This window comes from Pantoea sp. DY-5 (assembly GCF_019795955.1).
Lineage (GTDB): Bacteria > Pseudomonadota > Gammaproteobacteria > Enterobacterales > Enterobacteriaceae > Pantoea > Pantoea leporis.
The window spans coordinates 1,054,966-1,079,808 of record NZ_JAIMIE010000001.1 but is presented as its reverse complement, the minus strand read 5'-3'; the positions used below and the strand labels follow the sequence as shown (position 1 = coordinate 1,079,808).

Genomic DNA, 24,843 nt, shown 5'->3' with positions numbered 1-24,843 from the left:
CCTGTGATTAGCTGGCCGCTCGCTGGGCAGGCGCAGCCGTATCGGCCAGCCAGCGCAGCAGCAGCGCATTAAAGTTGTCGGCATCGGTGACGCTCATCGCGTGTCCGCCCCAGGCCATCTCAATCAGGCTGCCGTTGGGCAACGCCTGCGCCAGCTGCGGTGAGCAGCTCCACGGCACCAGCAGATCGTCATGGCTGCAGATGGCTAACACTGGCTGGGAGATGCGCGCCACATGTGCGCGGAAATCCGCGCTTTTCAATGCATGCAAGCGACGCAGCAGGTTTTCCATGCCCTGGAAATGGGCGACATGGTGCGCATCTTCAGCGTTAATGCGCTCCTGATTGCGCGCCAGCCATTCCGCGGGATAGAGGAACAGCGGCTGCGCACGCACAAAGGCTTCGACGCCGACATTCATCAGCAGATCCTGACGCACCTGGAAGCAGCGCTGCGTGTGCGCATCCAGCGAAAGCCAGCCGTTGATCACCACCACGCGGCCCACGCGCTGCGGGAAGTCCAGCGCCAGTTGCAGGCCGATTAAGCCGCCCAGCGCATGGCCGATAATGTCGTAATGTTGAATGCCGTGCTGTTCCAGCGTTTCTGCCAGTTCCGCCGCCATCATCGTCATGCTGTAGCCGTCCGGCAGCGTATCGGTACTGCGGCCGGTACCGCGCTGATCGTATGTCACCACGCGATAATGCGGCGTCAGCGCCGCCAGCTGCGGTTGCCAGAAACCGGCTACGCCGCCTAAACCGGAAGCGAGCACCAGCGTCGGCGCATCTTCAGCGGTTAAACCCTGGATCTCCAGATGCATCAGGCCTCCTGTTTGCCGATATGCGCCACGGTGGCGATTTCGATCAGCGCATCCGGTTTCACTAAGCCGCACTGAATGCAGAAGCGCGCCGGTTTATCACCGGGGAAGTATTCGGCGTAGATCTGGTTAATCGCTGCGTAGTTGCTCCAGTCGGTGAGAAAAATCGAGTTGAAGGTCACGTCTTCCATGGTGCCGCCGGCAGTTTCGATCACCTTTTTAATGGTCTCCAGCACGTGACGCGTTTGCGCGGCGGCATCACCGACGTGCACCACGTTGTTGTTGGCATCGAACGGCAAGGTGCCGGAGACGTAGACGACGCCGTCAGCTAAGGTGCCGGGCACGAATGGCGCAATGGGCGTACCGGTGCCGGGCGGAATAATCACACTTTTAGGCATAGCGAAATCCTCTTCTTATCGGTTTGCAGGTGAATCGAGGCGTTAGCTTTTCAGCGTTTCGCAGAAAGTGTCGGTATCGCTGACCCAGCCAAAAAACGTTTCGATATTGAAAATGGCCGCCTGTTGGACAAACGCCGGACCCGCCTGATAGGTCGCGTCTTCCAGCACCACGCCGAAATATTCCAGGAAGAAGCCGTCACGCAGCGTCGATTCCACGCAGACGTTGGTGGCGATGCCGGTAAACACCAGATGGCGGATGCCACGGCTGCGCAGCATGCTGTCGAGCGAGGTGTTGAAGAAGCCGCTGTAGCGCGGTTTCGGCAGTACAATATCGCCGGCCTGCGGCACCAGTTCATCGACCAGCGCATAATCCCAACCGCCTTTCGACAGCAGCGTGCCCTGTAACTCCGGGCGCTTGCGCATGGTTTTCAGCGCATTAGATTTGTGAAAGTTGGGGGATCCGGCATCACCTGCTTCAACGTATTGGTCGTCCCAACCGTTCTGAAACCAGATGATCTGCATCCCGGCGGCCCGCGCTGCGGTGACCGCCTGATGGATTTTGGCAATCACCGGCTTGGTAGCGGAGACATCAAAGCCCGCCAGATCGAGATAGCCGCCTTGCGTGGCGTAGGCGTTCTGCATATCCACCACAATCAGCGCACTTTGCGCGGGCGGCAGCGCGATGGCTTCCGGGCGCGCCGGCAAGGTGACGTTCGGTAAACTTGAGGTATGGGCGCAAACAACGGTACTCATCAGGCAACCTCCTGCTGGGATGCGATTAAATCGTGGCGACACTGCATTAAGGGCTGGATACGTTCACCGAAATCTTCGATGCCTTGCAGGAAATCATCGAAGGTGAGCAACACGCCTTGCGTGCCATCGACTAAAGCAACCTCATCCAACATTCGTGCCACATTGGCGTAAGAACCCACTAATGTGCCCATGTTGATGTTGACAGCGGAGGTTGGATCGGCCATCTGGCGCACGTTGGTGTCGCTGCCAGATTTGGTGTCCTGCTGACTTTGCGTGGTGAGCCAGGCGAGCGCCTCTTCATCGGCACCGGCTTTGTAGTGTTCCCATTTGGCGCGTGCGGCTTCGTCGCTTTCGGCGGCAATGATCATAAACAGCACATAGGAACCGACGTCGCGCCCCGCTTTATCGGCAGCTTGCTTCATACGCGCGGCAGTTGGCGCGAAGGCAGTTGGCGTGTTGACGCCTTTGCCAAAGCAGAAGTTGTAATCGGCGTGCTGCGCCGAGAACGCCATGCCCGCATCGCTCTGACCGGCGCAAATCACTTTCATCGGTTTCTGCGGCTGCGGGCTGACGCGGCAATCGTTCATGGTAAAGAACTCGCCCTTGAAGTCGCTCTGGCCGGTGCCCCACAAATCGCGCAGCACGGTGACGTATTCGGTCAGATATTGGTAGCGGCTGGAGAAGTAAGCATCGCCCGGCCACAAGCCCATCTGCTCGTACTCGGGTTTCTGCCAGCCGGTAACGAGGTTGACGCCGAAGCGGCCATTCGAGATGGAATCAATGGTGGAGGCCATACGCGCCACAATCGCGGGCGGCAAGGTCAGCGTGGCGGCGGTGGCGTAGATTTCGATGCGTGAGGTCACCGCCGCGAGTCCCGCCATCAGCGTGAAGGATTCGAGGTTGTGATCCCAAAACTCGGTTTTGCCGCCAAAGCCGCGCAGTTTGATCATCGAAAGGGCAAAGTCGAAATGATAATGCTCTGCTTTCAGCACGATCTCTTTGTTCAGTTCAAAAGTCGGTTTGTACTGCGGCGCATGGGTGGAGATCAGCCAGCCGTTATTACCAATCGGGATAAAGACGCCAATTTTCATGTGAAACCTCTCTGCATTAGACGGGGACTGCTTCACGCGCTGCGCTGCTTCCTGCACGCATCCTGCGGGCGGCGCTCCATCACAAAATTGCAAATGCTGTGCCACATTTTTAAAAGAGATAAATAACAATGTGTTAAAAGTATCGCCTGTTCTAAACTGGAGTAATTGGTCCATTTCAGACCATTTGGTCAAAACGTTCTGCACGTTTTTCATGCGCCGCGTGGTCAAAAAAGGTGCAGGCGGGCGATTAGGCAGGAAAGAAGGCCTTTGTTATGATGCGTTGACGCAGGACGGAAGAGGTAACAGTGTGAAAAGCGATGAAAAAAAACCGGGACGCCGTTCGCGAGCGGTCGCCGCAAAGCGGGCAGCCATTCTGGAAGCGGCGTTAACCTTCTTCTCGCAATACGGTATTCACGGCACCAGCCTGGATAAAGTGGCGGAGCGCGCCGACGTCTCCAAAACCAATTTGCTGTATTACTATCCGTCGAAAGAAGTGCTGTATGTGGCGGTTTTAAAAGAGATTCTTGATGTGTGGCTGGCGCCGCTGCGCGCGCTGCAGCACGATCACGATCCGCTGACCGCGATACGTCAATACATTCGCCTTAAGCTGGAAGTCTCGCGCGATCATCCGCAAGCTTCACGGTTGTTCTGCCTTGAGATGTTGCAGGGCGCGCCGCTGCTGAAAGGTGAACTGGCCGGTGATTTAAAAGCGCTGGTGGATGAGAAAGCGGCGATTATCGAACAGTGGATCGCCGAAGGTCGGTTGGCGGGCGTGCAGCCGCAGCACCTGTTTTTCCTGCTATGGGCGACTACGCAGCACTATGCGGATTTCGCCTCACAGGTGGAAGCGATTACCGGCCAGACGTTGAACGATGCGGCGTTTTTTGAACAGACGCTGGAAAACGTGCAGCGCATGATAATTGAAGGGATTCGCGTGCGCTGATCCCGCGTTTTCAAGGAGAGTGCATGGATTCGTTATCACAACTGACGTTAGGCGCGGCGGTCACCGTTGCGGTGATGGGCAAGCGCGTCCCGCTGTGGCAAGCGGCGCTGGTGGGCGCGGTGGCGGGCACCTTGCCGGATCTCGACGTGTTTATCGATCACGGCGATGCCATCCGCAATATGACGCTGCATCGTACCGAAAGTCATGCGCTGATAATCCTCACCTTAATTGCACCGCTGCTCGGCTGGCTGGTGGCCGGTGCGACACACAGTCGCGCGCACTGGCGCGGCTGGACGCTGGCAATGTGGCTGGCGCTGGTGACGCATCCGCTGCTGGATCTCACCACCGTTTACGGTACGCAACTGGGCCTGCCGCTCACCGATTTCCCTTATGCCATTGGCAGCATGTATATCATCGATCCGCTGTATACCTTGCCATTGCTAATTGCGCTGCTCATCGCCCTGTGGCGACGTGACGCTGTAGGCTTGCGCTGGAATCAGGCGGGATTATTGGTGAGTACGCTCTATCTCGGCTGGAGCATGGTGGCACAAAGCATGGCGACGCAGCACATTGAGCAAGCGCTGGCGCAGCAATCAGTGCAGCCGGAGCAACTGCTGGTGACGCCGACCGCGTTTAATACGCTGGTATGGCGCACGGTGATCATGACGCCAGAGCGTTACGGCGAAGCCTATTGGTCGCTGTTATCACCGGGGCGTCCGCTGCAGATAAGCTGGCACGATCGTCAACCCGCGCTGTTTGCGCCGTTCAAAGGGCAATGGCATGCCGAGCGTGTGGCGTGGTTTAGTCATGGGTTTTACGCAATGAAGCAGCAGGGCGATCGCACGTTGATCAGCGATTTAAGGATGGGGGAAGAGCCGAGTTACACCTTTACCTTTAATCTGGGATCACCGCAGTCGCCGGAGCTAGCACCACAGCGAGAGCCTTCGGTGCGTCCTGCATTGGGTGAGGCGTGGAGTAAGCTGCGGGAGAGATTGTGACTTCGTGGTGAAGCGAATTTGCTAATGAGGTGCGCTTTCTGTCAAAAAAGAAAAAGGCTGCACTTTCTTTCAAAAGGCAGCCTTAACGTAGCCGTAATAAATCAGGCTTTACGACGACGTAACAACCAGCCCATGGTCAGCATCACAAACCACAGCGGCGTGACCATCAGCGCCTGACGGGTATCTTCCTGCAGCGTCAGCAGCACCAGCACAAAGGCGAAGAACGCCATGCATACCCAGCACATAAACTTGCCCAGCGGCATTTTGAACTTCGATTCAGCATGACGCTGTGGATGCTGCTTACGATACGCCAGATAGCTGCACAGGATGATGGTCCAGACAAACATAAACAGAATCGCCGACACCGTAGTGACCATGGTGAACACCGTCATCACATCCGGAATCAGGTAGATCAGCGCCACGCCCGCCAGCAGACACAGGCAGGAGAAGAACAGGCCAGTGGTTGGCACCGCGCGTGCCGAGAGGCGACCAAAGGCTTTATGCGCTACGCCTTGTTCCGCCAGGCCGAACAACATGCGGCTGGTGGAGAAGATACCGCTATTGGCGGACGAGGCGGCGGAGGTCAGCACCACGAAGTTGACGATGCTGGCGGCGGCAGGCAAGCCGATCAGCACAAACATCTCAACGAATGGGCTGCGATTCGCCAGCACCTGATTCCAAGGCGTCACCGCCATGATCACCATCAGCGCCAGCACGTAAAACATAATAATGCGCAGCGGAATGGCATTGATCGCACGCGGCAGAACTTTGTGCGGATCTTTGGTTTCTGCCGCCGCGGTGCCGACCAGCTCAATGCCGACAAAGGCGAAAACCGCAATCTGGAAGCCAGCAAAGAAGCCGCTCAAGCCTTTCGGGAACATGCCGCCGTGATCCCAGATGTTGCTCAGGGACGCGGTGCCACCGTTCGGCGATGGATAATGCATGCTCACCAACACAATGCCGGTGATGATCAGCGCCACAATGGCGACGATTTTGATAATCGCGAACCAAAACTCCATCTCACCAAACAGCTTCACCGTAGCGATGTTCAAAGCCAGGAAGACAAAGACGCACAGCAGGGCGCTCATCCAGATGGAGAAGTCCGGGAACCACAGCTGGAAATAGGCGCTGATGGCCACCACGTCGGCAATGCCGGTCACCACCCAACAGAACCAGTACGTCCAGCCGGTAAAATAGCCCGCCCACGGACCGAGTAAATCGGCAGCGAAATCGCTAAAGGATTTGTATTCGAGGTTGGATAACAGCAGTTCGCCCATGGCGCGCATGACGAAGAACAGCATAAAGCCAATGATCATGTAGACGAAAATGATCGACGGGCCCGCGAGGCTGATGGTTTTACCCGAGCCCATAAACAACCCCGTGCCGATGGCGCCACCGATAGCAATTAACTGAATGTGACGATTATGCAGGTTACGCTGGAGTTTATCCGGCTGTTCGGCCGTAGCGAGCGCCTCTTTTGATTGATCAACCATAAATTTTTCTTTCCTGTCGAGATGTTGTGTCAGCTCTATTGGCTGTTTTGCCCGTCATACTTTGAGCCGCAGATGCGTTGGCTACGCGTGTTCACTCCAGGAACTGACTAAATTAAGCTCCCCATGATTCACACTCTTGCCGCCTTCCTGCGGCTCACATTATTTAGGGCATTCGTTATGAGCCTTTGTCCAGGCAAGTGGCATAAGATAGTGGAAAGCCAACCCGTTTCGGTAATGGTTTTTCCCCCTTTGTGACCTTTTACGTGCTTTGCTCTGTCAGTAATTATTTACAGAGTTTAAAGCGCAGTCATTTTGCGTAAATCTTCAACAATTAAGCGATTTACGTCACTTTCCGCGCACATGACTTCTACACTTGTTAGTTCATTTCATCAGGAAAAGTGAGGCATTGTGCGCGCTCTGTTCGCCGTCGCGTTGTTGGCTGTATGCGGCTGGTTTAGTTTGCCGTGGTTGAAAACGCATCTGCCGCCTCAGTGGAACCCCTTTACACCGCTCAACGTTACCGATCCGCCCGGTTGGATGACGCGTTACAAGCTAAAAAAGCTGAGTGGCGATCCGGCTGCCTGCCTGGCGGTGATGCGGCAAGCCAGTGAACAGCGGCTGGTGCAGTTTCGTGCCGTGCCGCCAATTCAAGGGAATTGCCCGATTGAGCAACCGCTACGCATCAGCGGCTACGGTGACGTCACGCTGAGCAGCAGTTTTCTCGCCAGCTGTCCGATGGCGGTGGCCAGCACCATGTTTGTGATTAACAGCGACAGCGCATTACGTCAGGCCGGTTTCAACAGTCCGCTGAAACGCATTGCCCATGTTGGCAGCTACGCCTGTCGCAATATTTATCATCGTCAGGAAGGGCGTTTGAGTGAGCACGCCAGCGCCGATGCCTGGGATATTACCGGATTTCAGCTGGCAAATGGGCGTTGGTTGCAGGTAGGAAAAAACTGGCAACAGCCTGAGGATGCGGCGTCAGGACTGCATGCGCTGTGGCGTAACGGCTGTGCGACGTTCGGTAACGCGCTGGGGCCCGATTATAACGCCGCGCATGCCAGCCATTTTCATCTTGGCATGCGCGGTTCGGGTTACTGCCGTTAGCTATACCGCAGGATTAAGCCCACGTTTTATCAGGAAATGATTAGCCGGCCAGGAGAAAATAAAGCCAATCATTATGGCCAGTTGCAGCATAAACCAGAATGCCGCCAGCAGCGGATTGACCTGCTCGTTCAGCACAAACTTTAGGGCCAACGCCATAAAGATAAAAATACCTAATTGAAAAATCAGCAGGGGGAAAATTTCGGTTTTCAGCGCCAAATATAATGCGCTGCCAAATGAATGTTTTTCACGTTGGCGAATCGCCAGAAATTGAAAAAGTAATCCCATAAACAATGAAGCGATAACGCAAATAAGCGCCTGCATGCCTATCGTCGGATTAATGGCAAAGTGTTTTAGTAAAGTGACTATCGGGATTGTCATTATATCGCCAAATATACAAGCCGCTGCGGATAATGACGTGGAAATAAATATAGTTTGCCAGCTGGCGTTACTGCGTATTTTTTGTGGAACCAACAGCGCAAGTTTTTGCTGTTGTGATGGTTTACGGCCTAAGTACCACCAGACGATCCAGCCAATAAAAGGCATATACAAACCGGTTAATGGCCAAATGATATTCATCACCGCCACCGGATGTGGATGGCGAAAAAGATCTTTTAAAATCATCAGGGCAGTGCAGACGCCCAGAAAAAGGAAAGGTAATGCAAACTGGTTCAACATAGTCAGTTCCGCTAAGTTTCCCACCAACATGCGACAATGCGCCTGAGCCTTACTGCAGCACTGTCTTCCAATGCATCTTTTCACTCCGCTAGCATTAAGCGTAGCCGTTAATCAGCGTGAGAGAAATCACATCATTACTTAATGTATTATCTTAACCGCAGAAATAGGTGGGATTAACATTAAGTCAAAACTCATTCACCGTACAAACCCCTTTCACAGCAAAACAATCTGCTTTTTGCATCAATAATTTTAGTTAATGACGATGCTAAAAATTTATCAATCTAACGATCATTTTCAATCAACTGGATGATTGAAACTACTTCAGAAAAATCCTATTCTAATCTGCTGAGGAATTAAAGTTGTGAACCTGTTAACAATTAACGTGAACTTACACATTTCCATTACGTTAACGCATTGACAGTAGAAGAGTTATGCTAGCTGCTGGCAAGTTTGCTCCTTTTTCAATCAATATTTTTTGTCTGGCTAATTTATTTTTTGCGTTAACACGAACTAATTTCAGAATGTAAAAGCGTGAAACAGCGCTAAGGCAATAATGACGACCGATAATTATTTCGTCTGGCGAGGCGAAATGGAAAATGAATTTCTGGCGCTAACGCAAGTGACGCAATTGAAATCCCTGTTGCAACAGCAGATTGAAAAGCTGGGTTTCGATTACTTCGCTTTTTTGGTTCAGCATCCGGTGCCCTTTACCCGGCCGCGCTTGTTTTTGTTCAGTACATACCCGGAAGGCTGGGTGAAACGCTACGAAAGCGAGAACTATTATAAGGTCGATCCGGTGCTATTACTCTGTCAGCGGCCGGGACGGGGTGTTGAATGGACGCGCGATTTATTTACCGGTGCGGGTAATTTGTGGGCAGAAGCCAACGCTGCGGGATTAATGAGCGGCTTTTCCTGCTCAGCAATGGCACCAAATCGTACCATTGGTATATTATCTATTGCATCGACACTTCACAGTAAGACCCAACACTTGCGCATAGAGCTTGAGGTGAAACTGCATCTTCTGGCGGAACTGAGTTTGCGCGTGTTGGAGCGTTTGAATGACGATTCTATGGTCGTTTTATCTAACGATTTTAGTCAGCGTGAATTAGAAATCCTGAAATGGACGGCGGAAGGAAAAACGTCGGCGGAAATTTCACTTATTTTAGCCATATCTGAACATACGGTGAATTTTCACCAAAAGAATATGCAAAAGCGTTTTAATGTTTCCAATAAAACGCAGATTGCCTGTTATGCCGCTGCGGTTGGCCTGATATAGCGAAAAAGCAACTACTAATTTTAGTAGTTCCTTCTCCCGTGTCAGTTGTCTACCCTGCGCGCAACGTTGCCAGGCTGGCTCAAAGAAATCATTGCATACATGGGGATGTCAGAGGCGCATGATGAAAGTAATTCAAACACAGCTTAAGGATATGCCGTCCTCACTGTTGGCAGAACTGGGAACGTATCGCTATAGCGTGTTTGCGCGCGGCGAAGGGTGGTCGATTCCACCGCGATTGAGTACGCCAGGGCAAGAGTACGATCGTTTTGATCGTTCGGATGTCACCTGGTTGATTGCCTGGAACGCTCGTCAGGGTATTTGCGGCTGCGCACGTCTGTTGCCGTGGCATGAACCTGAGGTGCCGGAAGGTTTTATTCTGCCTTTCGATCAGGAAAAGGTATGGGAAATGTCGCGCTTCTCGGCGCGCCTTGAGGTGGACGCGGAGCTGCCGCTGAGTATTTTGTGGCACTCGGTGCAATTAGCAGAACTGAGCGGCATGGAGTATTTGATCAGTTCGGCGACGCCAATGCTTGAGAAGATGTTCGAACAGCATCAGGTAGTCTACGAGCCGCTCTCACCGGGCTTGATCCAATCTGAAGACAATCTGTTTGCTATTCGCATTCCGGTTGATCAACCGGCGCTGGCGGAGAAATATCGGGGTACACGACGCTTTAGCCCGGAAGAGGTACTGCCGTCGCTGGGTGTTTCAGTAAACTGGCAATCACACAGCTAGATACCCCGCGCATTTCGCGCGGGGCATATCGCTTATTGACGGTAAGCGGTTTTGATCTGACGAATTGTATTATTAAACACTTCCGCCTGCGGCTTATCGCCTAACGAAGCTTGCACATAACGCTCCATGTTGATGATCACCTTACCGGCATCGGCTTGACCCATTCCTTTCAGAATCAGCGTCACCATCATTTTCAGACAGGCGACTTCGTCGGCCAGCGCCTGCGTGTCTCGTGAAGTTGCGAAATCTTCATCACTCATAATTGACTCCTTGGGGGTGTTACTCAATGTTGACACATTCTTCCTGTGCGTAAGAAAGAGAGTATATCATAGGGTTTTCAGATGAATTTTAATGAAGCGAAGCGGTAAAAGTCAGACCGCTTTTTAATTGCGCATTGCGCTATTTATCAGCAACCAGAATTAGCGTTTAGCTGTTATTTACCAGGCGATCGGAATGCGACAATAAAATCGAGCTATAAATTATAACTTAATGATATTAATAACAATTTAACTTATCTCATTTTGCATCTTATTGCCCTGTGCAGTAAAAACTGCATCAAAGAAATGTTATTGATTTGCATCAGTTCATTTGAGATTTATCTGTGACTGTAGATGTTTTTTCCACCTGAAAACCGGTAAGATGACCGTTCTGAAATATATTTCCCTTTCTTAACCTGCGGAGTACGTCCCGTTGATCAGCCTGCTTCTTGTTGATGACCATGAACTGGTACGCGCCGGTATTCGCCGCATTCTGGAAGATATGAAAGGACTCGTTATTGCGGGTGAAGCGGCGTGCGGTGAAGACGCCGTGAAATGGTGCCGCAGCAATCCGGTTGACGTAGTGCTGATGGATATGAACATGCCAGGTATTGGCGGCCTGGAAGCGACACGCAAAATTGTGCGCTTTAACCCGGATATCCGCATCATCATGCTCACCATTCATACCGAAAATCCACTGCCGGCGAAGGTGATGCAGGCGGGCGCAGCGGGTTATCTCAGTAAAGGCGCCGCGCCGCAGGAAGTGGTGAGTGCGATTCGCTCGGTGCATTCAGGGCAACGCTATATCGCTTCGGATATTGCTCAGCAAATGGCACTTAGCCAGATCGAACCGCAAAAAGCCGAATCCCCCTTCAGCTGTTTGTCGGAAAGGGAATTGCAGATTATGCTGATGATCACACGCGGGCAGAAAGTGACGGAAATTTCCGAACAACTCAGTCTCAGCCCGAAAACCGTTAACAGTTACCGCTATCGCATGTTCAGCAAGTTGAATATCAGTGGCGACGTCGAGTTAACGCATTTGGCCATTCGACATGGCCTGTTCAATGCGGAGCCATTAATCAGTAGTGAGTGACGTTTTCGATTCCAAAGCCTTTCTCAGCACCGTGACCAGCCAACCCGGCGTCTACCGTATGTACGATGCGGCCGGTACGGTGATCTATGTTGGTAAAGCCAAAGACCTTAAAAAGCGCCTGACCAGCTACTTCCGTACGCAGGTGGGCAGTCGCAAAACTGAAGTGCTGGTCAGCAACATCCAGAACATCGACGTCACCGTGACGCACACCGAAACGGAAGCGCTGCTGCTGGAGCATAACTACATCAAGCTCTACCAGCCGCGCTATAACGTGCTGCTGCGCGATGACAAATCCTATCCTTACATTTTCCTCAGTGGCGATAGCCATCCGCGTCTGGCGATGCACCGTGGCGCGAAGCACGCCAAAGGCGAATACTTTGGCCCGTTTCCGAACGGCTATGCGGTACGTGAAACCCTCGCGCTGCTGCAAAAGGTATTCCCGATTCGCCAGTGTGAAAACAGCGTGTATCGCAACCGCTCGCGCCCGTGTTTGCAGTATCAAATTGGCCGCTGCCTTGGACCCTGCGTTTCCGGCTTGGTTAGCGAAGAGGAGTATGCGCAGCAAACCGATTACGTGCGTTTGTTCCTCGCGGGGAAAGATGATCAGGTGATCAATCAGCTGGTCAAGCGCATGGAAAATGCCAGTGAGGAACTGCGTTTTGAAGAGGCCGGGATTTTACGCGACCAGATTCAAGCGGTAAGGCGCGTAACCGAGCGGCAGTTTGTCTCCAATCAAGGTGAAGACCTGGATGTGATGGGCGTGGCCTTTGATGCTGGCATGGCTTGCTTGCACGTGCTGTTTATCCGTCAGGGCAAAGTGCTCGGCAGCCGCAGCTACTTCCCGAAAGTACCTGCCGATACCGAACTGACCGAAGTGGTACAAACCTTTGTCGGGCAGTTCTATCTGCAAGGCAGTGAAGCGCGCACTTTGCCGGCGGAAATTCTGCTGGACTTTACTCTACCGGAACGTGAGCTGCTGGCGGAATCGCTGAGCGCGCTGGCGGGACGTAAAGTGAATATTCAAAGTAAGCCGCGTGGTGACCGTGCACGCTACCTGAAACTGGCGCGCACCAATGCGGCAACGGCACTGACTACCAAGCTGTCGCAGCATTCGACCATTCAGCAGCGTCTGGCGGCGCTGGCGACGTTCCTTGAGCTCGACACCATTCATCGCATGGAGTGCTTTGACATCAGCCACACCATGGGCGAGCAGACCATTGCGTCGTGCGTGGTGTTCAACCGTGATGGTCCGCTGCGTTCGGATTACCGTCGCTACAACATTGAGGGCATCACGCCGGGCGATGATTACGCGGCGATGAATCAGGTGCTGCGCCGTCGTTACGGCAAAGCGCTGGAAGAGGACAAAATCCCCGACGTGATCATCATCGACGGCGGTAAAGGTCAGTTAGCGCAGGCGAAACAGGTTTTCGCCGAGTTGAATGTACCCTGGGATAAAGATCGTCCGATTTTACTCGGCGTGGCGAAGGGTAGCGATCGTAAAGCCGGGCTGGAAACGCTGTTCTTTGAAGCGGAAGGTGAGGGCGTTTCCTTACCGCCGGACTCGCCTGCGCTGCATGTGATTCAGCATATTCGTGATGACTCTCACAATCATGCGATTTCAGGTCACCGGAAAAAACGCGCCAAAGTGAAGAACACCAGCGCATTGGAAAGTATTGAAGGCGTGGGGCCCAAACGGCGCCAGCAGCTGCTCAAGTATATGGGGGGCCTGCAACCGCTGATGAATGCCAGCGTCGACGAGATTGCTAAAGTGCCGGGAATTTCCACCGCGCTGGCGGAAAAAATCTACTACTCACTGAAACACTAACGTTGAAAGAGGGGGGGCAATGTAGCAACATACATGAAACCCTACTCACACCAGACAGTTACTGGCATATGCAATTTAACATTCCGACGTGTCTTACCCTGTTTCGAGTCGTACTTATTCCCTTTTTTGTCCTGGCGTTTTATCTGCCATTTCAATGGGCTCCCTTTGCTACTGCACTGATCTTTGTGATTGCTGCGGTCACTGACTGGTTTGATGGTTTTTTAGCGCGTCGCTGGAAGCAGACCACGCGTTTTGGCGCGTTCCTCGATCCGGTTGCGGATAAAGTGCTGGTGGCGATTGCGCTGGTGCTGGTGGCGGAGCATTTCCACGCGTGGTGGATTACGCTGCCTGCGGCAACGATGATCGCCCGTGAAATCATTATCTCTGCGCTGCGTGAGTGGATGGCGGAGATTGGCAAACGCAGCAGTGTGGCGGTGTCGTGGATCGGCAAGGTGAAAACCACCGCGCAGATGTTCTCGCTGTTTGCCCTGCTGTGGCGTCCAGAAGCCACGGTGGTTGGCGTGGGTGTGGTCGCACTGTACATCGCAGCCGTGCTGACGTTCTGGTCAATGTTCCAGTATTTAAGCGCAGCGCGCGGTGATTTGCTCGATAGCTGATCGATGCGATTTAAAAAGCAGCAAACGGACGCAGTGTGTGGATAATTCTATTGACTCACTGCGTCAGATAAGTAGAATGCATCGCATCGAACGGCAGCGAGTCTGCAAGAAGCTGAATAAAATCAGCAAGTTCGATGAAGAAATTCAGAATCGAGTATTTCAATTTGTAGCAAGGCAGCAACTGAACGAATCACAGAGAGCTTACTTCAGTAAGTGACCTGTGTGAGTGAAGGAAGCTAACGCAGCAACAAATTGAAAGACGAAGATTATGCGGGAATAGCTCAGTTGGTAGAGCACGACCTTGCCAAGGTCGGGGTCGCGAGTTCGAGTCTCGTTTCCCGCTCCAAATTTAGTGGTTCGTATTCAACGAATTACATATCAGATTAAAGGCGCGTTGGCAGAGTGGCCATGCAACGGATTGCAAATCCGTCTACCTCGGTTCGACTCCGGGACGCGCCTCCAATTTACACCCTGCCCGGGTGGTGAAATCGGTAGACACAAGGGATTTAAAATCCCTCGGCTTATGGCTGTGCGGGTTCAAGTCCCGCCCCGGGCACCATATTCAAAAGACTAATTAAAACAAAGCAGTATAAGCAATGTCGTAACCGCCCAAGGGCGGTTTTTTCGTTTCTAGAGTCTGCACCATATTTGGAAATGACTACAAAATGACTACATTGCGTCCACGACACTTTTTGCCCCCCATACTTTCCCATTCTACAGGCAAAAGAAAACCCGCGATGCGGGCTTAGTTTTACCACCAGGAAATTTGCTGACTTCCACGCTGCGGGTGAGGCGGGACAGATTTGATCTGACCAGGTGAAACGATTATCTGTGCCACAGTTTCATGTGATTTGAATGTGCAACTGCAGTTGATGTTCTGGCACTGATGATAACGCTCCTTCGTTTCCTTCGAGATATAACGGCTAGATTTGGTGTGTGCTGCGTTCTGGCAAAGCGGACAATGCATCATATAGGCGCTACCTGAATAATTAGAAGTATCAATTACTATTTTGACTACGAGAGTAGGCATTTGCAAACAAATAACTAGTCATTTGTGAATGAGTCATACTCAACGTCATTAAGTAACACCTCAAAATCGAGTTGTGTGGTGTAGCCGTTGTTGCTCAGGCTATGAGTCACCTTACTGATTAGCCACGGCTGCGCATCGATCACCGATTTAAAGCCGCTAACTTTGACCGGTGTTTCGGGATAGAGATCAGCCCGGCCCATTGCCAGCGTAAGCGAGAACTCAGCAACGCCACGCTGTAGTTTTTCCCACTTAGCTTTAGCAGCGCGCATCGCCGTTGCTTTGCTGGAATAGACTGTCGTTAGCGAAAACACGTTGTCTTCACTGCCTGCCAGATAATCGCCTTCTTTCGCCTCCGGTGGTTTAGCCGCCTTTCCTTTTGATTTCTTCGCTGCAGGATGTTCTAACGCGCGAAGCTGCCGCACTTTTGTTTTACGCTGCAGCTTCACTTTCTTTGGCTTTGGGTCTTTGGTATGAAGCCAGCTTGCTGATACGCCGGTATAGGCGCCACGGTCAGCGATGCTGAAAGTGTGCCGATCACCATCTTTACGCGTGATGGTCATCTGTGGGATGGGTTTGCCGCTAATGGTGACGCAATTGCCCGGTCGGATAAACAACAGACGACCGGCTTTTACTGCAGCGACCGCGCCATAGAGCGTGGCTAGGCGCGTCAGGAATTTGGCATCGGTCTCTTGTGTCTGGTCAATATGCGCCACCGCAATCCCGGCAAAGCCATCGGCTAGCATAGGTTTAAGTTTATTGCGACCGGCAATCTGCGTGACAATGTCGCCCAGGGTTGTCTCGTGGTAGGACACTTCGCGGCGGGAATTCAGCGAGCCGCGAAAATCAGCACTGCGGGCGCGAATCGTCATGGTGTCCGGCGCGCCATGGTGCTCGACCTCATCGACGGTAAAACTTCCTTTCCCGATAAGCGCCTGTCCTTTCCAGCCGAGAAACAGCGTTACCACAGCACCGCGTACCGGCATTGCCAGTTGGCCGTCTGCATCATCCAGCTCGACGTCGAGCTGGTCAGCCTCAAAGCCGCGGTTGTCGGTCAGCGTGAGCGATATCAGGCGATCCCGTATGTTTGCTGTGACATCCTTTGAATTGACCGTCAGCATAAAATCAGGTGTTAATCGCGCGCCCATCTGCACCGGCAGGCCACTGATACCGGTCATCCGATCAATCCTCCCGCCTGTGAAATGAGATTACCGGCCGCTGACTTAACGCTGCCTATGGCCGATGTGATTTGCTCTGGCAGATTTCCCGCACCGCTGATAAGCCCATCAGCCTGTTTTTTCAGATCGCCAAACATTGACGTAAGAGACTCATCCACACGCAAGAGGCTCAGCGTAAACATGATTTTGCTGGCTGTACCGTTAGGGAAAAATTCGCTGTGGGTATTTGAAATGCTCTCGATAACGTACATGCCATAAATCATGCCGCTGCCGCCAATTAGCGGCCATGCCATGCCCTGATCGGCCAACAGCCGAATCGTCATCAGAGAAATGGCGCCGCCAGTAATCTCCGGTCGAAGCTCTCCCGACAGCGTAATTTTCTCATCACCCGGCCCAATGAACTGCGCCGCCGGTCGCTGACCTACGCGGTTGTTAGTCGGCCAACGGTAATCAATATTCTGTTGCAGTTCGCCATAAGGCAGCGTCTGTCGCATAAACGGCATCATGCCGTAGATCATCATCATCGCTTAATCCTCCCAGCTCATTTTGCTGCGATTCTGCGCCTGTCGGTTACGCTGCTCACGCGCCTGATGCTGCGCCATGAGTGCCAGCGCATCGTCTTTGCTCATTCCTTCATGCATGTTGATTTCATACTGGTAACTGTTCTGACTGCGGTCGGTAAATCCGCCGCCTGCGGACGGTGCCGACACAGGTCGATAAGGCGCACCACCCGTTGCCAGGCTGTATTGCAACCCGTCCGTATTTACGCCAGCGCCGCCCGTTGCTATCGGATCAGGTGAAGGGACTTTGTTTTTCAGACCATCAGATTTGGTGTCGATGATGCCGAGTTTTTCCAGCACCCAATCAATGCCACCGCGCAGCTGATCAAGCGCTTCTCCTGGTATCTTCAAAGCCTCCGCCAGCATGTTGCCGAACTTCTTACCCATCTCACCCGCTGAGGCCAGCTCTGTTTGCGTGGATTTCACCGGCTCCAGCAGCTTGCCAAACCAGCCCCAAAGCTCCTTGACCTTGCTGCCCAGCCATTCAAACGGCGGCTTTAGCGTGCCAAATGACTCGCTGATTGGCCCCATCGCGGCGGTAAATCCCTCAGCAACGCCAGCCATAAATGCGTAGATAGGTTCCCAATATTTACGGATCATTAATGCACCCGCCACGACGGCCGCCACGACAGCGACGACCGGCAGCGTGATTAAACCAAGCGCCGCTGTTATTGCACCGCCAGCGATGCTGAATGCTGTGCCAAGAAATGCCGCGCCTGCGATCAGTGCGTTAATTCCCGCGACGACCGGCCATGCAACCAGACCAATCAATCCCAGCCCCGCGACAAGTGCAGTCGCCGCGCCGGTGAGCACGACGATTTTGGTTGTCAGTTCAGGATTGGCTTTCACCCAGTTACCAGCGGTGACAAGCCATTTATTGGCGGTGGTCGTCAGCTTGCGAAGAGATTTATCCTGCTGTTCAAATACCTCAATGCGCACGTCTTCCCATGCAGATGACAGGTTGAGCAGATCGCCATCCAGATTATCAACCTGAACGTTTGCCACCTGCTTGGCGGCTCCGCCTGCGCTCATCAGGTAGCCGCGCTTTTCATCAAGCTTACCGTTCCCGGCTGCGTCGATAAGGTTGATGGCACCTTTCATCGCTTCTTCGCCAAAAATGGTTTTGATGTATTCCGCCTGCTGCGCCGTGCCGAGCCGGTTCTTTTTGAATGAGGCATCAATGCTTTTGAGGATGCCAAACACCGGCAGCATGTTGCCTTTGCTGTCACGGGTTTCAACTCCCAACTCGCCCAAGGCAGCGGAAGTTCTGCCGGTCGGTGCCTGTAATCGGGTAAATATGACGCTGCCACCGGTTCCCGCCATCGAACCTTTGATACCGTTATCTGCCATCACACCAAGCATGGCGGTGGTGTCTTCGATGCTGGCACCAGCTGCGCGCGCAACCGGCGCGACATATTTCATTGCCTCGCCCAGTTCAAGCAGGTTGGTATTGGACTTGGTGAAACCCTTCGTCATTACGTCGGAAACGCGCTGAATCTCCGCCATCGGGATTTTGAAAGCGGTCTGCATGTTGGTAACGATGTCAGCCGCCTCGGCAATATCGACCTTAGACGCCAGTGACAGGTTTACCGTCGATTCCGTTGACGCCAGTATGGCATCGGCATCGTAGCCGGAACGGGCCAGCGTGCTTTGCGTACGCGCCACATCCGTTGGAGAAAATGCCGTACTGCCGCCAATGTCTCGCGCCTGTTTGCGGATAGCTGCCAGCTTAGGATCGTTTTTACCGGTATCGAGCAACGCCTGCGTTTCTGACATCTGCTTGTCGAACTCCATACCCGGTGCAATCAGCCTGCCTTCTGCATAGAGTTCAGCGCTGCCACCGGCAAAGCCTGCCGCGCCGATATTGCGCACTTTCGCTGATAGCTCCTGCCCACGGCGGTAGCGTTCGCTGGTTCGGTTTAAGCGTTCCTGCTGCGCGTTGAGCCGTTGCAGTTCCTGTTTCTGCCGGTTCATCGCGAGCGTAGCCTGTGCCGAAGCGCTCTTGAGGCGCTGCTGTTCACTACTAAGATTGCGCGTAGAAATACCTGCAGATTTTAATGCCTCGCGCTGCTGCTGAACTGACAGGCGCAAAGAATTCGACTTGGTTTGTAGCTCTGCCGCTGCCTGCTTAGCTTTCTCAAGCGCACGCGCCTGCTGTGCCGTTGGGCGCTCGGTGCTTCTGAATGCCACCGCAAGCGCTGCCGCTTCGGCCTTGGCATCTTTGAGTTTCTGCTGGGTGATAGCAAGCTGTGCGCTGGTCTTGCGGAACCCCTCGATTTTACCCGCCTGCGCATCGAGGGCTTTGATGTTGTTCTGCGTCTGGCGGATCTCAGTGGCAAGCCCTTTAGTGGCACGCTCGACGGCTTTGAAGGGGCGAGATGCTTTGTCTACCGCGTTTAGCAGCACCTGCACTCTGAGGTTATTGCTCATCCGGGGTTGCTCCGCTGCGGATAAAGGCTTTATGCCGCCAGCCCATTAGCTCGGCTAGCGGCATGTCGTACATTTCAGAAGGAGGCCAGTGGAATATCGTTGCCACATCTGCCATCAGATCATTAACCGTCAGGCCGGGCGGCCACTCTATTCGTCCGACTTCGTCTGCAAAAAACCGATCACCTTTCCGCCGAGCGAGATCAGGTCAATCGGGTCGAGGGCATTGCACTCAGCTTTCGTTAACGAGGGCAGGGTGATGCGCGGTAAAACGGTCAGCAACGCGTCAACGTCTGACTGACACAGGTCGGCCAGGCGCACGCCTCGCAGACTTCCAGCCGTTGGTTTAATCAGTTCAACCTGTTTGATTTCGCTTTCACCACGCTTAAGCGGGGTTTCAAATACCACGGTGTTTTCGTTCTGTTCCATCTAGGTTATCTCTTTAATTAAGCCAGCGCCGCGCTGGCGCTGGTTGCAGGTTTATACCAGGCCGATGTTTTTACGGCGCTGTTCAAGGCGATCAACGCCGTTAACCTTCTCCACCATGTTGATGGTGTCGATCTCGATCAGCTCTTTGCCGTTCCACGTCAGTTTGTAGTAGGTGCACTTCGAGGTGATTTTGGTCTCGGTATCCTCGCCCTGTTTGGCTTCACCAAAGTCAAAGCTCTGGTGCTTACCGCGCACCTCAACCTCTACCGCGATCTCTTCGCCGGTATCGTCGCGCTGATAAGAACCGGTGAAACGCAGCGGCACGGCGGATGCGCCCCACTGCGTGAGCACTAGTTCATCAAGCCCGCCTATGCTCCATTCAACATCAAGCGCGTCATCTTCCAGACCGTTGTCGATGTGCGCCGCGCCGCTCATGCCGCCCGCGCGGTATGGATCGAGCTTGCGCGCCAGCTTCGGCAGCGTGACGGCGGTAACGATGCCCTGATAGCTGTTTGCATCATTGAAAAGGTTCATCGCCTTTAGTTTGCGTGGCAGTGCCATTTATCCGGCTCCTTAGCTGTTAACGGATGCGGCGAAGTTCGCCAGATAGGTGTCGGTGATACGCTGGCGTAAAGTCAGGTCTTCCAGCGGCGGCACCGGCGTGTAGTCGTAATCGATAAAGAGCTTGCCCGCTTTCAGCGTGTCTTTATCATTGGCGCTTTCGTCGTACCAGGCGGACGCGCCCAGCAGATAACCGGCGTTGACCAGCTCGCGAAATTTCGCGTTGATGCCCGCAATAATTTCGCGCACCAGTACCGGCGTCAGCGGCTTATCTACCGCCCACATATGCGCCTCGGCCATCGTGTCAGCCAGCACCTGTGCGGTTCGGGTGTAGTTCTCAAACTGGAACAGTGGATCGTCGCTGCAGGTACGGTTGCCCCAGAAGCGGAAACCATCTTTGCGAATTAGCGTGGTGACGTCCGCCTCGTTGAGCAGGTCGGCATCGGTGCCGGTCTGCTGCAGATCCCAGAATACCGACGCGGAGATACCGGTCACGCCGTTTACGCCAACGTTCGACAGGGTTTTATGCCAGCCGGTATCGTTGTCGATTTTGGCGCGCAGGCCCAGCGCGCGGGCGGTGGCGTAAGCCACATCAGATTTATTTGCGGTGGTATTCCATGCGAGGAAATCCGGCCAGATCACCATCAGCTCACGCTGGCTGAAGTTTTCGCGATACAGGCGGGCTTCGGAAATGGTTTTGCACTCCCACGCCGACACATAAGCGAAGGCGCGCAGTTGCTGCGCGATACTGGCTAGCGCGGTGGCAACTTCCAGCGAGTCGAGGCCCGGCACGCCGAGAATACGCGGCTTAACGTCGAGCTGCGTCTGTGCGGCAAGCAGCGCTTTCATGCCGGTGTACTGGCCGTTTTGGTCAGTGCCGCCGATGATATTGGAAATGGTTTCAGCTTCGTCCGCGCCTTCTGCCACGCGCACCACCACGGTGACGGGCTTTGACTGATCGGCGATAGCCTGTAGCGAGGCAGAGAGCGTGCCTTTCACGCCAGCCTTGCCAACTGCGCCCTGCACGTTGGTGACTAGTACCGGCGTATTAAGCGGGAACGTTGCCGCATCCGCGTCCTGCGCCGTGCAGACCATGCCGACAATTGCGGTTGATACGGTGGAGATGGTGCGCGTGCCGTCGTTGATTTCGACGACGCGCACACCGTGATGATAATCTGCCATCTGTTACACTCCTGGTTAAAGGTGTGCTCAGGATGTCAGCTCAGGCGGGACGGTGCATGTCGTTGCGGTTTGCTGGCCAACTATCGGACAGAAAAGGAAACCCTCACAAGGGGTATTAATAAGTTATTCAGCATCAAAAGCGCTGGGGTCTGCTGGCCAGTTTTCTAAAGGCTGTGTAATATCGGACTGGCTCAGCAACACACGATATTTCTTCATCGCGGTTAACATCTCATTATCTCCGTCTTTTTCCATACCAAACTCAATTGCATCCTGTAATGTCTGAATTTTTTCGCCTGCATCTTTCAGACGCGCAGATAAAATCGCTTTGCTGGCCTCAGCCGACAGAACAGCCACCATTGGCTTACCATGAACTATTTTGCTTTTAACGTACTGACAGTCTGGCCCGATAGATTCAAATTCCTGCTGCGTAATCTCTGCGAGTTTGCTCTCCGAATATGCGTCAGCTTGTTCAGGAGTGAAGGCGATTAGCATCCCGACTATGTATTTTTGGTCGTTTAAAGCGATAAAGTAGCGGTTCTCGTATGCGTGCGGCAGCTGCGTTGCTGTATCAGTGATTACTTCATTTTCATCGTTCATAATTATCACCAGAATGCTAATAAGTTAATGTTTAAAGGCCCGTCATTATTGTTATAGATGCCGCAATTATTTGGCCCAACACCGGTCAGCCACACGGAAGGAGCGCCATTTATTGCCCCTATAAGTACGCAGGGTGCAGCTGAAAAACCTGCAGGAAACGTCCAGGTGGCATTGGATTTTGCCCCAATAGTCATATTTGTTCGGCACCACTGTCCTCCGCCGGGAAGCTTGTTCCAGGCACCATTACCATTTGAGCCAGACTGAAATTGATCAAGCCGCACGGCATGCGCCCATGATGAAGCCTGAGCGATATCAAAGTTTTGATATTGATTTCCTGCAAGGTTGGCTTTGCCCGCAAGCCCACTATTGAGAAGTGAAACAGGTACTGCTGCATTGCCGTCGCCTGGTGCGCTAAGTACCCAGAACTTTTGACTGGCATTTCCTGTCAGAGCCGCATACTTGGAAAGTGCCTGAACAAGCTGCCAGTTAGCCACGGCGCTGTGCTCTGTCGTGCCACCCAGCACGGCGAAGTCCTGATTAGAGTCCCCGCCATACCATGCCCGCTTGCCAAGTCCCGTGTTCATCTGCCCCCGGTTGACGACGTGTGCATCAGCACTTGCATCTTTAGCTGCAAACTGCTCGTTTGCATTTCCGTTAAGTAGTGCTTTTTTGCTGACTTCTGTCACCACGGATTTAACAGCTTTAGAGGTTGCTGCCTGCGTTTCGCTGTCACTATCTGTCGCATTACTGAGCTGAATTTTTTTCAGATACTGCGTGTGTGGATCTGAATCATCTACGTGTTCTTTCAGAAGCTTATCGGAATACGCTTTGACCAAAATTACCGCGTCATCTACATATTTGCGCGTCGCCAGCACCACGGCGGGATCGATTTTCAACGTCACTGCACTGGAGCTGTTGACGATGATAATCATGCGTACCGTCTGCGTGCGCCCGCTGCCCTCGGCAAGCTGCGGCTTGTAGGTCTCGGCGCAGTTCGCCACCGCAATCAGCACGCCGTCTGCGTCATACAGCCCAATCTCACGAATCCAGAAACCGCCCTCGCTCTCCGGGATTATCTGCTCGGCAATAATCTGGCTGTTGTTCGCCGCGTCAACCGACAGTGAGTTAAGCTGTGCGCGGCGTTTCTCGCCGATAAGTTTCGTCTGCGCCGGGTCTGGCGTCGGCAGCGTGCCGCCGCCGTCACCAACAGCCATTTCCTTAAGGTCTACTTTAGTGCCGAGCGCGGCAGCGTTCGCCAGCTTAGCCGCGCCCTGATTGGTCAGCAGGGCAAAATATTTTGTCGTCATGCGCTCACTTCCGTCAGGTCGATAAGATGCACCGCCGCACCGGAATACACCGGCCCGCCGACGCTGATTAGTTCTGGGGTGTAGGGATAAACGGTCAACTCGTCGCCGCTGTAGCTGGCGACAGCAACCGGGATTGCGCCGTTTGCATCGAGATTGATAGACAGCCCGATCAGATGGCGGCTGCACGGCTTTGCATCCGTAATTAACCGTTCCAGCTCGTTGTACATTTCTTCGGTAATGCCGGTATCCAGCACACCCACATCAAGCCGGAATGTGCCTGGCGTTTCGTTAGTCTTCCACCATTCGATGACGCGGACCAGATAGCCCAGCGGCTCAACCACGCGACGGATTGCGCCGATGGTTCCTTTATGGCGATGCACGTATCGCGCTGCCGCCACAACTGCGCGCTTGGTTGATTCACTCCAGCCAGAATCCCAGCGGTCAACAGACCATGCCCACGCCAGATAGGGCAATAACTGCACCGGGCAGGTTTGCGGGTTCCATAGCTGGCGCAGTGGCACATTCATCGTGCTGAGAGTTGCCAGCGCTTCAGCGGCTGCAACTTCCAGTGACGACGAGCCAGTGGGCAACAGTCGATCATTCATCCGAGCCTCCCACGGTCAGCGTGTAGCCGGTGCAATATGCCGCCTGCGTTTTGTCGAGCACCATGTCAGCGACAGGCTGAATCAGGTTTACTCGCTGCACACCTTCAACATGGATAGCCGCATATAATGCCGACAGGCGAATATCGCGCCCCAGCCGTTTTTGTGCCGTCACGTAGGCCGCGAGCTTTGCCTCTGATGCCGCGCGGATGGGTTCAGCCTCCGGCCCCGGATAGAGATAAAGCTCAGCTTCGATGGCGTAATCAACGATCTGCGCCGACTGCACGCCTACGCGATCAGCTACCGGGCGCACGTTCTCATCGTTCAGCGCGGCATCCACCACGGCCAGCAGGTCGTCGGCAGCGGTGCCATTACCCTCGCGCGCCAGCACAGTTACCGTAACAACGGCGGGCGATGGGCTGATGGCGGACGCATCCGCCACTCTGCCGTCGGCGCTTCGGGCGTGGTACTCATATGCGCCAGTTGGCCCGGCAACGCTTAAGCCTTCGAATGCAGCGGCGATACGGGCGCGAAAATCATCATTACTTTCCATCACCGCCGCCGTGGGCGGGATAGTCGTTTCATCTGCCGCTGTAATGGTCAGGCGTTCAACGCCGTTATTCGCACCGAGTTGGTCGAGGTCGTCGTCAAGTGCGTAAGCCACCATGACCGCCTTAGCCGCTTCGTTAATGCGCTGTCGCAGAATCACTTCGCGATAGGCATTTTCCTGCAGCAGTTTCACGATGGGTTCAGATTCAAGCGCCAGCGTGCGGGCGATAGCGGCCTGCTGTTCTTCCGGGTAGAGCGAAATCAGCGTGGCTTTGCGCTCGGCCAGCAGGATTTCATAGTCCAGCGTTTCCACCACGTCGGGGGCGGGAAGCTGGCTCAGGTCGATAGTTGCCATGT

General features: G+C 53.7%; 27 protein-coding genes and 3 tRNA genes. 11 read left to right on the top strand and 19 right to left on the bottom strand.

Going from position 1 to position 24,843, the window contains the following annotated elements:
- Nucleotides 1–7: 7 nt before the first annotated feature.
- From rutD to rutA, 4 genes are read right to left on the bottom strand one after another with little or no spacing between them, the layout of a single operon-like run.
- Nucleotides 8–811 (bottom strand): pyrimidine utilization protein D, encoded by an 804-nt coding sequence (rutD, locus tag K5Y30_RS05175; RefSeq protein ID WP_222210637.1) that lies wholly within the window; start codon nucleotides 809–811, stop codon nucleotides 8–10.
- Nucleotides 811–1,206, bottom strand: coding sequence for a pyrimidine utilization protein C (gene rutC / locus K5Y30_RS05170; RefSeq protein WP_137385529.1), 396 nt, complete (start codon nucleotides 1,204–1,206; stop codon nucleotides 811–813). The genes rutD and rutC overlap by 1 nt, the downstream gene beginning before the upstream one ends.
- 42 nt (nucleotides 1,207–1,248) lie before the next feature.
- A complete protein-coding gene (gene rutB / locus K5Y30_RS05165; RefSeq protein ID WP_222210636.1) occupies nucleotides 1,249–1,959 on the bottom strand; it encodes a pyrimidine utilization protein B in 711 nt (236 codons plus the stop codon).
- Nucleotides 1,959–3,050, bottom strand: coding sequence for a pyrimidine utilization protein A (gene rutA / locus K5Y30_RS05160; RefSeq protein WP_049851054.1), 1,092 nt, complete (start codon nucleotides 3,048–3,050; stop codon nucleotides 1,959–1,961). The genes rutB and rutA overlap by 1 nt, the downstream gene beginning before the upstream one ends.
- A gap of 307 nt (nucleotides 3,051–3,357) precedes the next feature.
- On the opposite strand from rutA, the gene rutR reads away from it, so the two are divergent.
- Both rutR and K5Y30_RS05150 read left to right on the top strand, forming a co-directional pair.
- Nucleotides 3,358–3,993, top strand: coding sequence for an HTH-type transcriptional regulator RutR (rutR, locus tag K5Y30_RS05155; RefSeq protein WP_110865882.1), 636 nt, complete (start codon nucleotides 3,358–3,360; stop codon nucleotides 3,991–3,993).
- A 23-nt stretch (nucleotides 3,994–4,016) separates the two neighbouring features.
- Complete coding sequence (locus K5Y30_RS05150; protein ID WP_222181768.1) at nucleotides 4,017–4,991, top strand: metal-dependent hydrolase; 975 nt, start codon at nucleotides 4,017–4,019, stop codon at nucleotides 4,989–4,991.
- 101 nt (nucleotides 4,992–5,092) lie between these two features.
- On the opposite strand, the gene cycA is transcribed toward K5Y30_RS05150, so the two are convergent.
- Nucleotides 5,093–6,484: a D-serine/D-alanine/glycine transporter gene (cycA, locus tag K5Y30_RS05145; RefSeq protein WP_101760901.1), complete on the bottom strand. Its 1,392-nt coding sequence runs from the start codon at nucleotides 6,482–6,484 to the stop codon at nucleotides 5,093–5,095.
- A gap of 408 nt (nucleotides 6,485–6,892) precedes the next feature.
- Here cycA and K5Y30_RS05140 point away from each other — a divergent pair, with 408 nt between their 5' ends.
- The gene (locus K5Y30_RS05140) at nucleotides 6,893–7,591 is read left to right on the top strand and encodes an extensin family protein (protein WP_222181769.1); all 699 of its coding nucleotides are present in this window, start codon (nucleotides 6,893–6,895) and stop codon (nucleotides 7,589–7,591) included.
- Here the strand turns inward: K5Y30_RS05140 and K5Y30_RS05135 are convergent, their stop codons facing one another.
- Nucleotides 7,592–8,266, bottom strand: coding sequence for a DUF4396 domain-containing protein (locus K5Y30_RS05135; RefSeq protein ID WP_222181770.1), 675 nt, complete (start codon nucleotides 8,264–8,266; stop codon nucleotides 7,592–7,594). It lies immediately after the preceding gene.
- A 553-nt stretch (nucleotides 8,267–8,819) separates the two neighbouring features.
- On the opposite strand from K5Y30_RS05135, the gene sdiA reads away from it, so the two are divergent.
- Nucleotides 8,820–9,542, top strand: coding sequence for a transcriptional regulator SdiA (gene sdiA, locus K5Y30_RS05130; RefSeq protein WP_101760898.1), 723 nt, complete (start codon nucleotides 8,820–8,822; stop codon nucleotides 9,540–9,542).
- Between the two features lie 121 nt (nucleotides 9,543–9,663).
- On the top strand, nucleotides 9,664–10,275 hold the full coding sequence (locus K5Y30_RS05125; RefSeq protein ID WP_101760897.1) for an acyl-homoserine-lactone synthase: 612 nt from the start codon (nucleotides 9,664–9,666) through the stop codon (nucleotides 10,273–10,275).
- 32 nt (nucleotides 10,276–10,307) lie between these two features.
- Here the strand turns inward: K5Y30_RS05125 and K5Y30_RS05120 are convergent, their stop codons facing one another.
- The gene (locus K5Y30_RS05120; RefSeq protein WP_007887303.1) at nucleotides 10,308–10,535 is read right to left on the bottom strand and encodes a DUF2594 family protein; all 228 of its coding nucleotides are present in this window, start codon (nucleotides 10,533–10,535) and stop codon (nucleotides 10,308–10,310) included.
- A gap of 430 nt (nucleotides 10,536–10,965) precedes the next feature.
- Between K5Y30_RS05120 and uvrY the strand changes: the two genes are divergently transcribed.
- From uvrY to K5Y30_RS05090, 6 genes are all read left to right on the top strand, one after another.
- A complete protein-coding gene (gene uvrY / locus K5Y30_RS05115; RefSeq protein WP_008102320.1) occupies nucleotides 10,966–11,625 on the top strand; it encodes a UvrY/SirA/GacA family response regulator transcription factor in 660 nt (219 codons plus the stop codon).
- A complete protein-coding gene (gene uvrC, locus K5Y30_RS05110) occupies nucleotides 11,618–13,450 on the top strand; it encodes an excinuclease ABC subunit UvrC (RefSeq protein ID WP_110865886.1) in 1,833 nt (610 codons plus the stop codon). Before uvrY ends, uvrC begins: the two co-directional genes overlap by 8 nt.
- A 68-nt stretch (nucleotides 13,451–13,518) precedes the next feature.
- Entirely contained in the window at nucleotides 13,519–14,067 is a 549-nt protein-coding gene (gene pgsA, locus K5Y30_RS05105) for a CDP-diacylglycerol--glycerol-3-phosphate 3-phosphatidyltransferase (protein ID WP_008102316.1), read from the top strand.
- 270 nt (nucleotides 14,068–14,337) lie between these two features.
- A tRNA-Gly gene (locus K5Y30_RS05100) sits at nucleotides 14,338–14,413 on the top strand.
- Nucleotides 14,414–14,455: 42 nt separating this feature from the next.
- Nucleotides 14,456–14,529, top strand: a tRNA-Cys gene (locus K5Y30_RS05095).
- A gap of 11 nt (nucleotides 14,530–14,540) precedes the next feature.
- Nucleotides 14,541–14,626: transfer RNA gene (locus K5Y30_RS05090), tRNA-Leu, on the top strand.
- A 192-nt stretch (nucleotides 14,627–14,818) separates the two neighbouring features.
- On the opposite strand, the gene K5Y30_RS05085 is transcribed toward K5Y30_RS05090, so the two are convergent.
- From K5Y30_RS05085 to K5Y30_RS05030, 12 genes are all read right to left on the bottom strand, one after another.
- The gene (locus tag K5Y30_RS05085; protein WP_154152917.1) at nucleotides 14,819–15,037 is read right to left on the bottom strand and encodes a DNA-binding transcriptional regulator; all 219 of its coding nucleotides are present in this window, start codon (nucleotides 15,035–15,037) and stop codon (nucleotides 14,819–14,821) included.
- Between the two features lie 74 nt (nucleotides 15,038–15,111).
- A complete protein-coding gene (locus K5Y30_RS05080; RefSeq protein ID WP_222210635.1) occupies nucleotides 15,112–16,272 on the bottom strand; it encodes a phage late control D family protein in 1,161 nt (386 codons plus the stop codon).
- Nucleotides 16,269–16,796 (bottom strand): phage tail protein, encoded by a 528-nt coding sequence (locus tag K5Y30_RS05075; RefSeq protein ID WP_222210634.1) that lies wholly within the window; start codon nucleotides 16,794–16,796, stop codon nucleotides 16,269–16,271. Before K5Y30_RS05075 ends, K5Y30_RS05080 begins: the two co-directional genes overlap by 4 nt.
- A 3-nt stretch (nucleotides 16,797–16,799) precedes the next feature.
- Nucleotides 16,800–19,262: a phage tail tape measure protein gene (locus K5Y30_RS05070; protein ID WP_222210633.1), complete on the bottom strand. Its 2,463-nt coding sequence runs from the start codon at nucleotides 19,260–19,262 to the stop codon at nucleotides 16,800–16,802.
- Nucleotides 19,252–19,377: a GpE family phage tail protein gene (locus tag K5Y30_RS05065; RefSeq protein WP_091003473.1), complete on the bottom strand. Its 126-nt coding sequence runs from the start codon at nucleotides 19,375–19,377 to the stop codon at nucleotides 19,252–19,254. The genes K5Y30_RS05070 and K5Y30_RS05065 overlap by 11 nt, the downstream gene beginning before the upstream one ends.
- Before the next feature lie 32 nt (nucleotides 19,378–19,409).
- A complete protein-coding gene (locus tag K5Y30_RS05060) occupies nucleotides 19,410–19,688 on the bottom strand; it encodes a phage tail assembly protein (protein WP_222210632.1) in 279 nt (92 codons plus the stop codon).
- 51 nt (nucleotides 19,689–19,739) lie between these two features.
- On the bottom strand, nucleotides 19,740–20,249 hold the full coding sequence (locus K5Y30_RS05055) for a phage major tail tube protein (RefSeq protein WP_222210631.1): 510 nt from the start codon (nucleotides 20,247–20,249) through the stop codon (nucleotides 19,740–19,742).
- 12 nt (nucleotides 20,250–20,261) lie between these two features.
- Nucleotides 20,262–21,431 (bottom strand): phage tail sheath protein, encoded by a 1,170-nt coding sequence (locus tag K5Y30_RS05050; protein ID WP_222210630.1) that lies wholly within the window; start codon nucleotides 21,429–21,431, stop codon nucleotides 20,262–20,264.
- Between the two features lie 123 nt (nucleotides 21,432–21,554).
- Nucleotides 21,555–22,028, bottom strand: a complete 474-nt coding sequence (locus tag K5Y30_RS24825; protein ID WP_255606562.1) for a tail fiber assembly protein — start codon at nucleotides 22,026–22,028, stop codon at nucleotides 21,555–21,557.
- A 5-nt stretch (nucleotides 22,029–22,033) separates the two neighbouring features.
- The gene (locus K5Y30_RS24820; RefSeq protein ID WP_255606561.1) at nucleotides 22,034–23,335 is read right to left on the bottom strand and encodes a phage tail protein; all 1,302 of its coding nucleotides are present in this window, start codon (nucleotides 23,333–23,335) and stop codon (nucleotides 22,034–22,036) included.
- Entirely contained in the window at nucleotides 23,332–23,940 is a 609-nt protein-coding gene (locus K5Y30_RS05035; protein WP_222210629.1) for a phage tail protein I, read from the bottom strand. The genes K5Y30_RS24820 and K5Y30_RS05035 overlap by 4 nt, the downstream gene beginning before the upstream one ends.
- Entirely contained in the window at nucleotides 23,933–24,841 is a 909-nt protein-coding gene (locus tag K5Y30_RS05030) for a baseplate assembly protein (protein WP_222210628.1), read from the bottom strand. The genes K5Y30_RS05035 and K5Y30_RS05030 overlap by 8 nt, the downstream gene beginning before the upstream one ends.
- Nucleotides 24,842–24,843 lie beyond the last annotated feature (2 nt).

What these genes read in the sequence shown, in the direction of transcription:
- K5Y30_RS24825 (WP_255606562.1), bottom strand. Translation starts at nt 22,028, where the DNA reads ATGAACGATGAAAATGAAGTAATCACTGATACAGCAACGCAGCTGCCG.
- K5Y30_RS05075 (WP_222210634.1), bottom strand. Translation starts at nt 16,796, where the DNA reads ATGATGATGATCTACGGCATGATGCCGTTTATGCGACAGACGCTGCCT.
- K5Y30_RS05080 (WP_222210635.1), bottom strand. Translation starts at nt 16,272, where the DNA reads ATGACCGGTATCAGTGGCCTGCCGGTGCAGATGGGCGCGCGATTAACA.
- rutD (WP_222210637.1), bottom strand. Translation starts at nt 811, where the DNA reads ATGCATCTGGAGATCCAGGGTTTAACCGCTGAAGATGCGCCGACGCTG.
- K5Y30_RS05150 (WP_222181768.1), top strand. Translation starts at nt 4,017, where the DNA reads ATGGATTCGTTATCACAACTGACGTTAGGCGCGGCGGTCACCGTTGCG.
- sdiA (WP_101760898.1), top strand. Translation starts at nt 8,820, where the DNA reads ATGACGACCGATAATTATTTCGTCTGGCGAGGCGAAATGGAAAATGAA.
- K5Y30_RS05120 (WP_007887303.1), bottom strand. Translation starts at nt 10,535, where the DNA reads ATGAGTGATGAAGATTTCGCAACTTCACGAGACACGCAGGCGCTGGCC.
- K5Y30_RS05070 (WP_222210633.1), bottom strand. Translation starts at nt 19,262, where the DNA reads ATGAGCAATAACCTCAGAGTGCAGGTGCTGCTAAACGCGGTAGACAAA.
- K5Y30_RS05050 (WP_222210630.1), bottom strand. Translation starts at nt 21,431, where the DNA reads ATGGCAGATTATCATCACGGTGTGCGCGTCGTCGAAATCAACGACGGC.
- K5Y30_RS05085 (WP_154152917.1), bottom strand. Translation starts at nt 15,037, where the DNA reads ATGATGCATTGTCCGCTTTGCCAGAACGCAGCACACACCAAATCTAGC.
- K5Y30_RS05030 (WP_222210628.1), bottom strand. Translation starts at nt 24,841, where the DNA reads ATGGCAACTATCGACCTGAGCCAGCTTCCCGCCCCCGACGTGGTGGAA.
- K5Y30_RS05035 (WP_222210629.1), bottom strand. Translation starts at nt 23,940, where the DNA reads ATGAATGATCGACTGTTGCCCACTGGCTCGTCGTCACTGGAAGTTGCA.
- K5Y30_RS05055 (WP_222210631.1), bottom strand. Translation starts at nt 20,249, where the DNA reads ATGGCACTGCCACGCAAACTAAAGGCGATGAACCTTTTCAATGATGCA.
- K5Y30_RS24820 (WP_255606561.1), bottom strand. Translation starts at nt 23,335, where the DNA reads ATGACGACAAAATATTTTGCCCTGCTGACCAATCAGGGCGCGGCTAAG.
- K5Y30_RS05065 (WP_091003473.1), bottom strand. Translation starts at nt 19,377, where the DNA reads ATGGCAGATGTGGCAACGATATTCCACTGGCCTCCTTCTGAAATGTAC.
- K5Y30_RS05060 (WP_222210632.1), bottom strand. Translation starts at nt 19,688, where the DNA reads ATGGAACAGAACGAAAACACCGTGGTATTTGAAACCCCGCTTAAGCGT.
- K5Y30_RS05135 (WP_222181770.1), bottom strand. Translation starts at nt 8,266, where the DNA reads ATGTTGAACCAGTTTGCATTACCTTTCCTTTTTCTGGGCGTCTGCACT.
- K5Y30_RS05125 (WP_101760897.1), top strand. Translation starts at nt 9,664, where the DNA reads ATGAAAGTAATTCAAACACAGCTTAAGGATATGCCGTCCTCACTGTTG.
- cycA (WP_101760901.1), bottom strand. Translation starts at nt 6,484, where the DNA reads ATGGTTGATCAATCAAAAGAGGCGCTCGCTACGGCCGAACAGCCGGAT.
- rutB (WP_222210636.1), bottom strand. Translation starts at nt 1,959, where the DNA reads ATGAGTACCGTTGTTTGCGCCCATACCTCAAGTTTACCGAACGTCACC.
- pgsA (WP_008102316.1), top strand. Translation starts at nt 13,519, where the DNA reads ATGCAATTTAACATTCCGACGTGTCTTACCCTGTTTCGAGTCGTACTT.
- rutC (WP_137385529.1), bottom strand. Translation starts at nt 1,206, where the DNA reads ATGCCTAAAAGTGTGATTATTCCGCCCGGCACCGGTACGCCCATTGCG.
- rutA (WP_049851054.1), bottom strand. Translation starts at nt 3,050, where the DNA reads ATGAAAATTGGCGTCTTTATCCCGATTGGTAATAACGGCTGGCTGATC.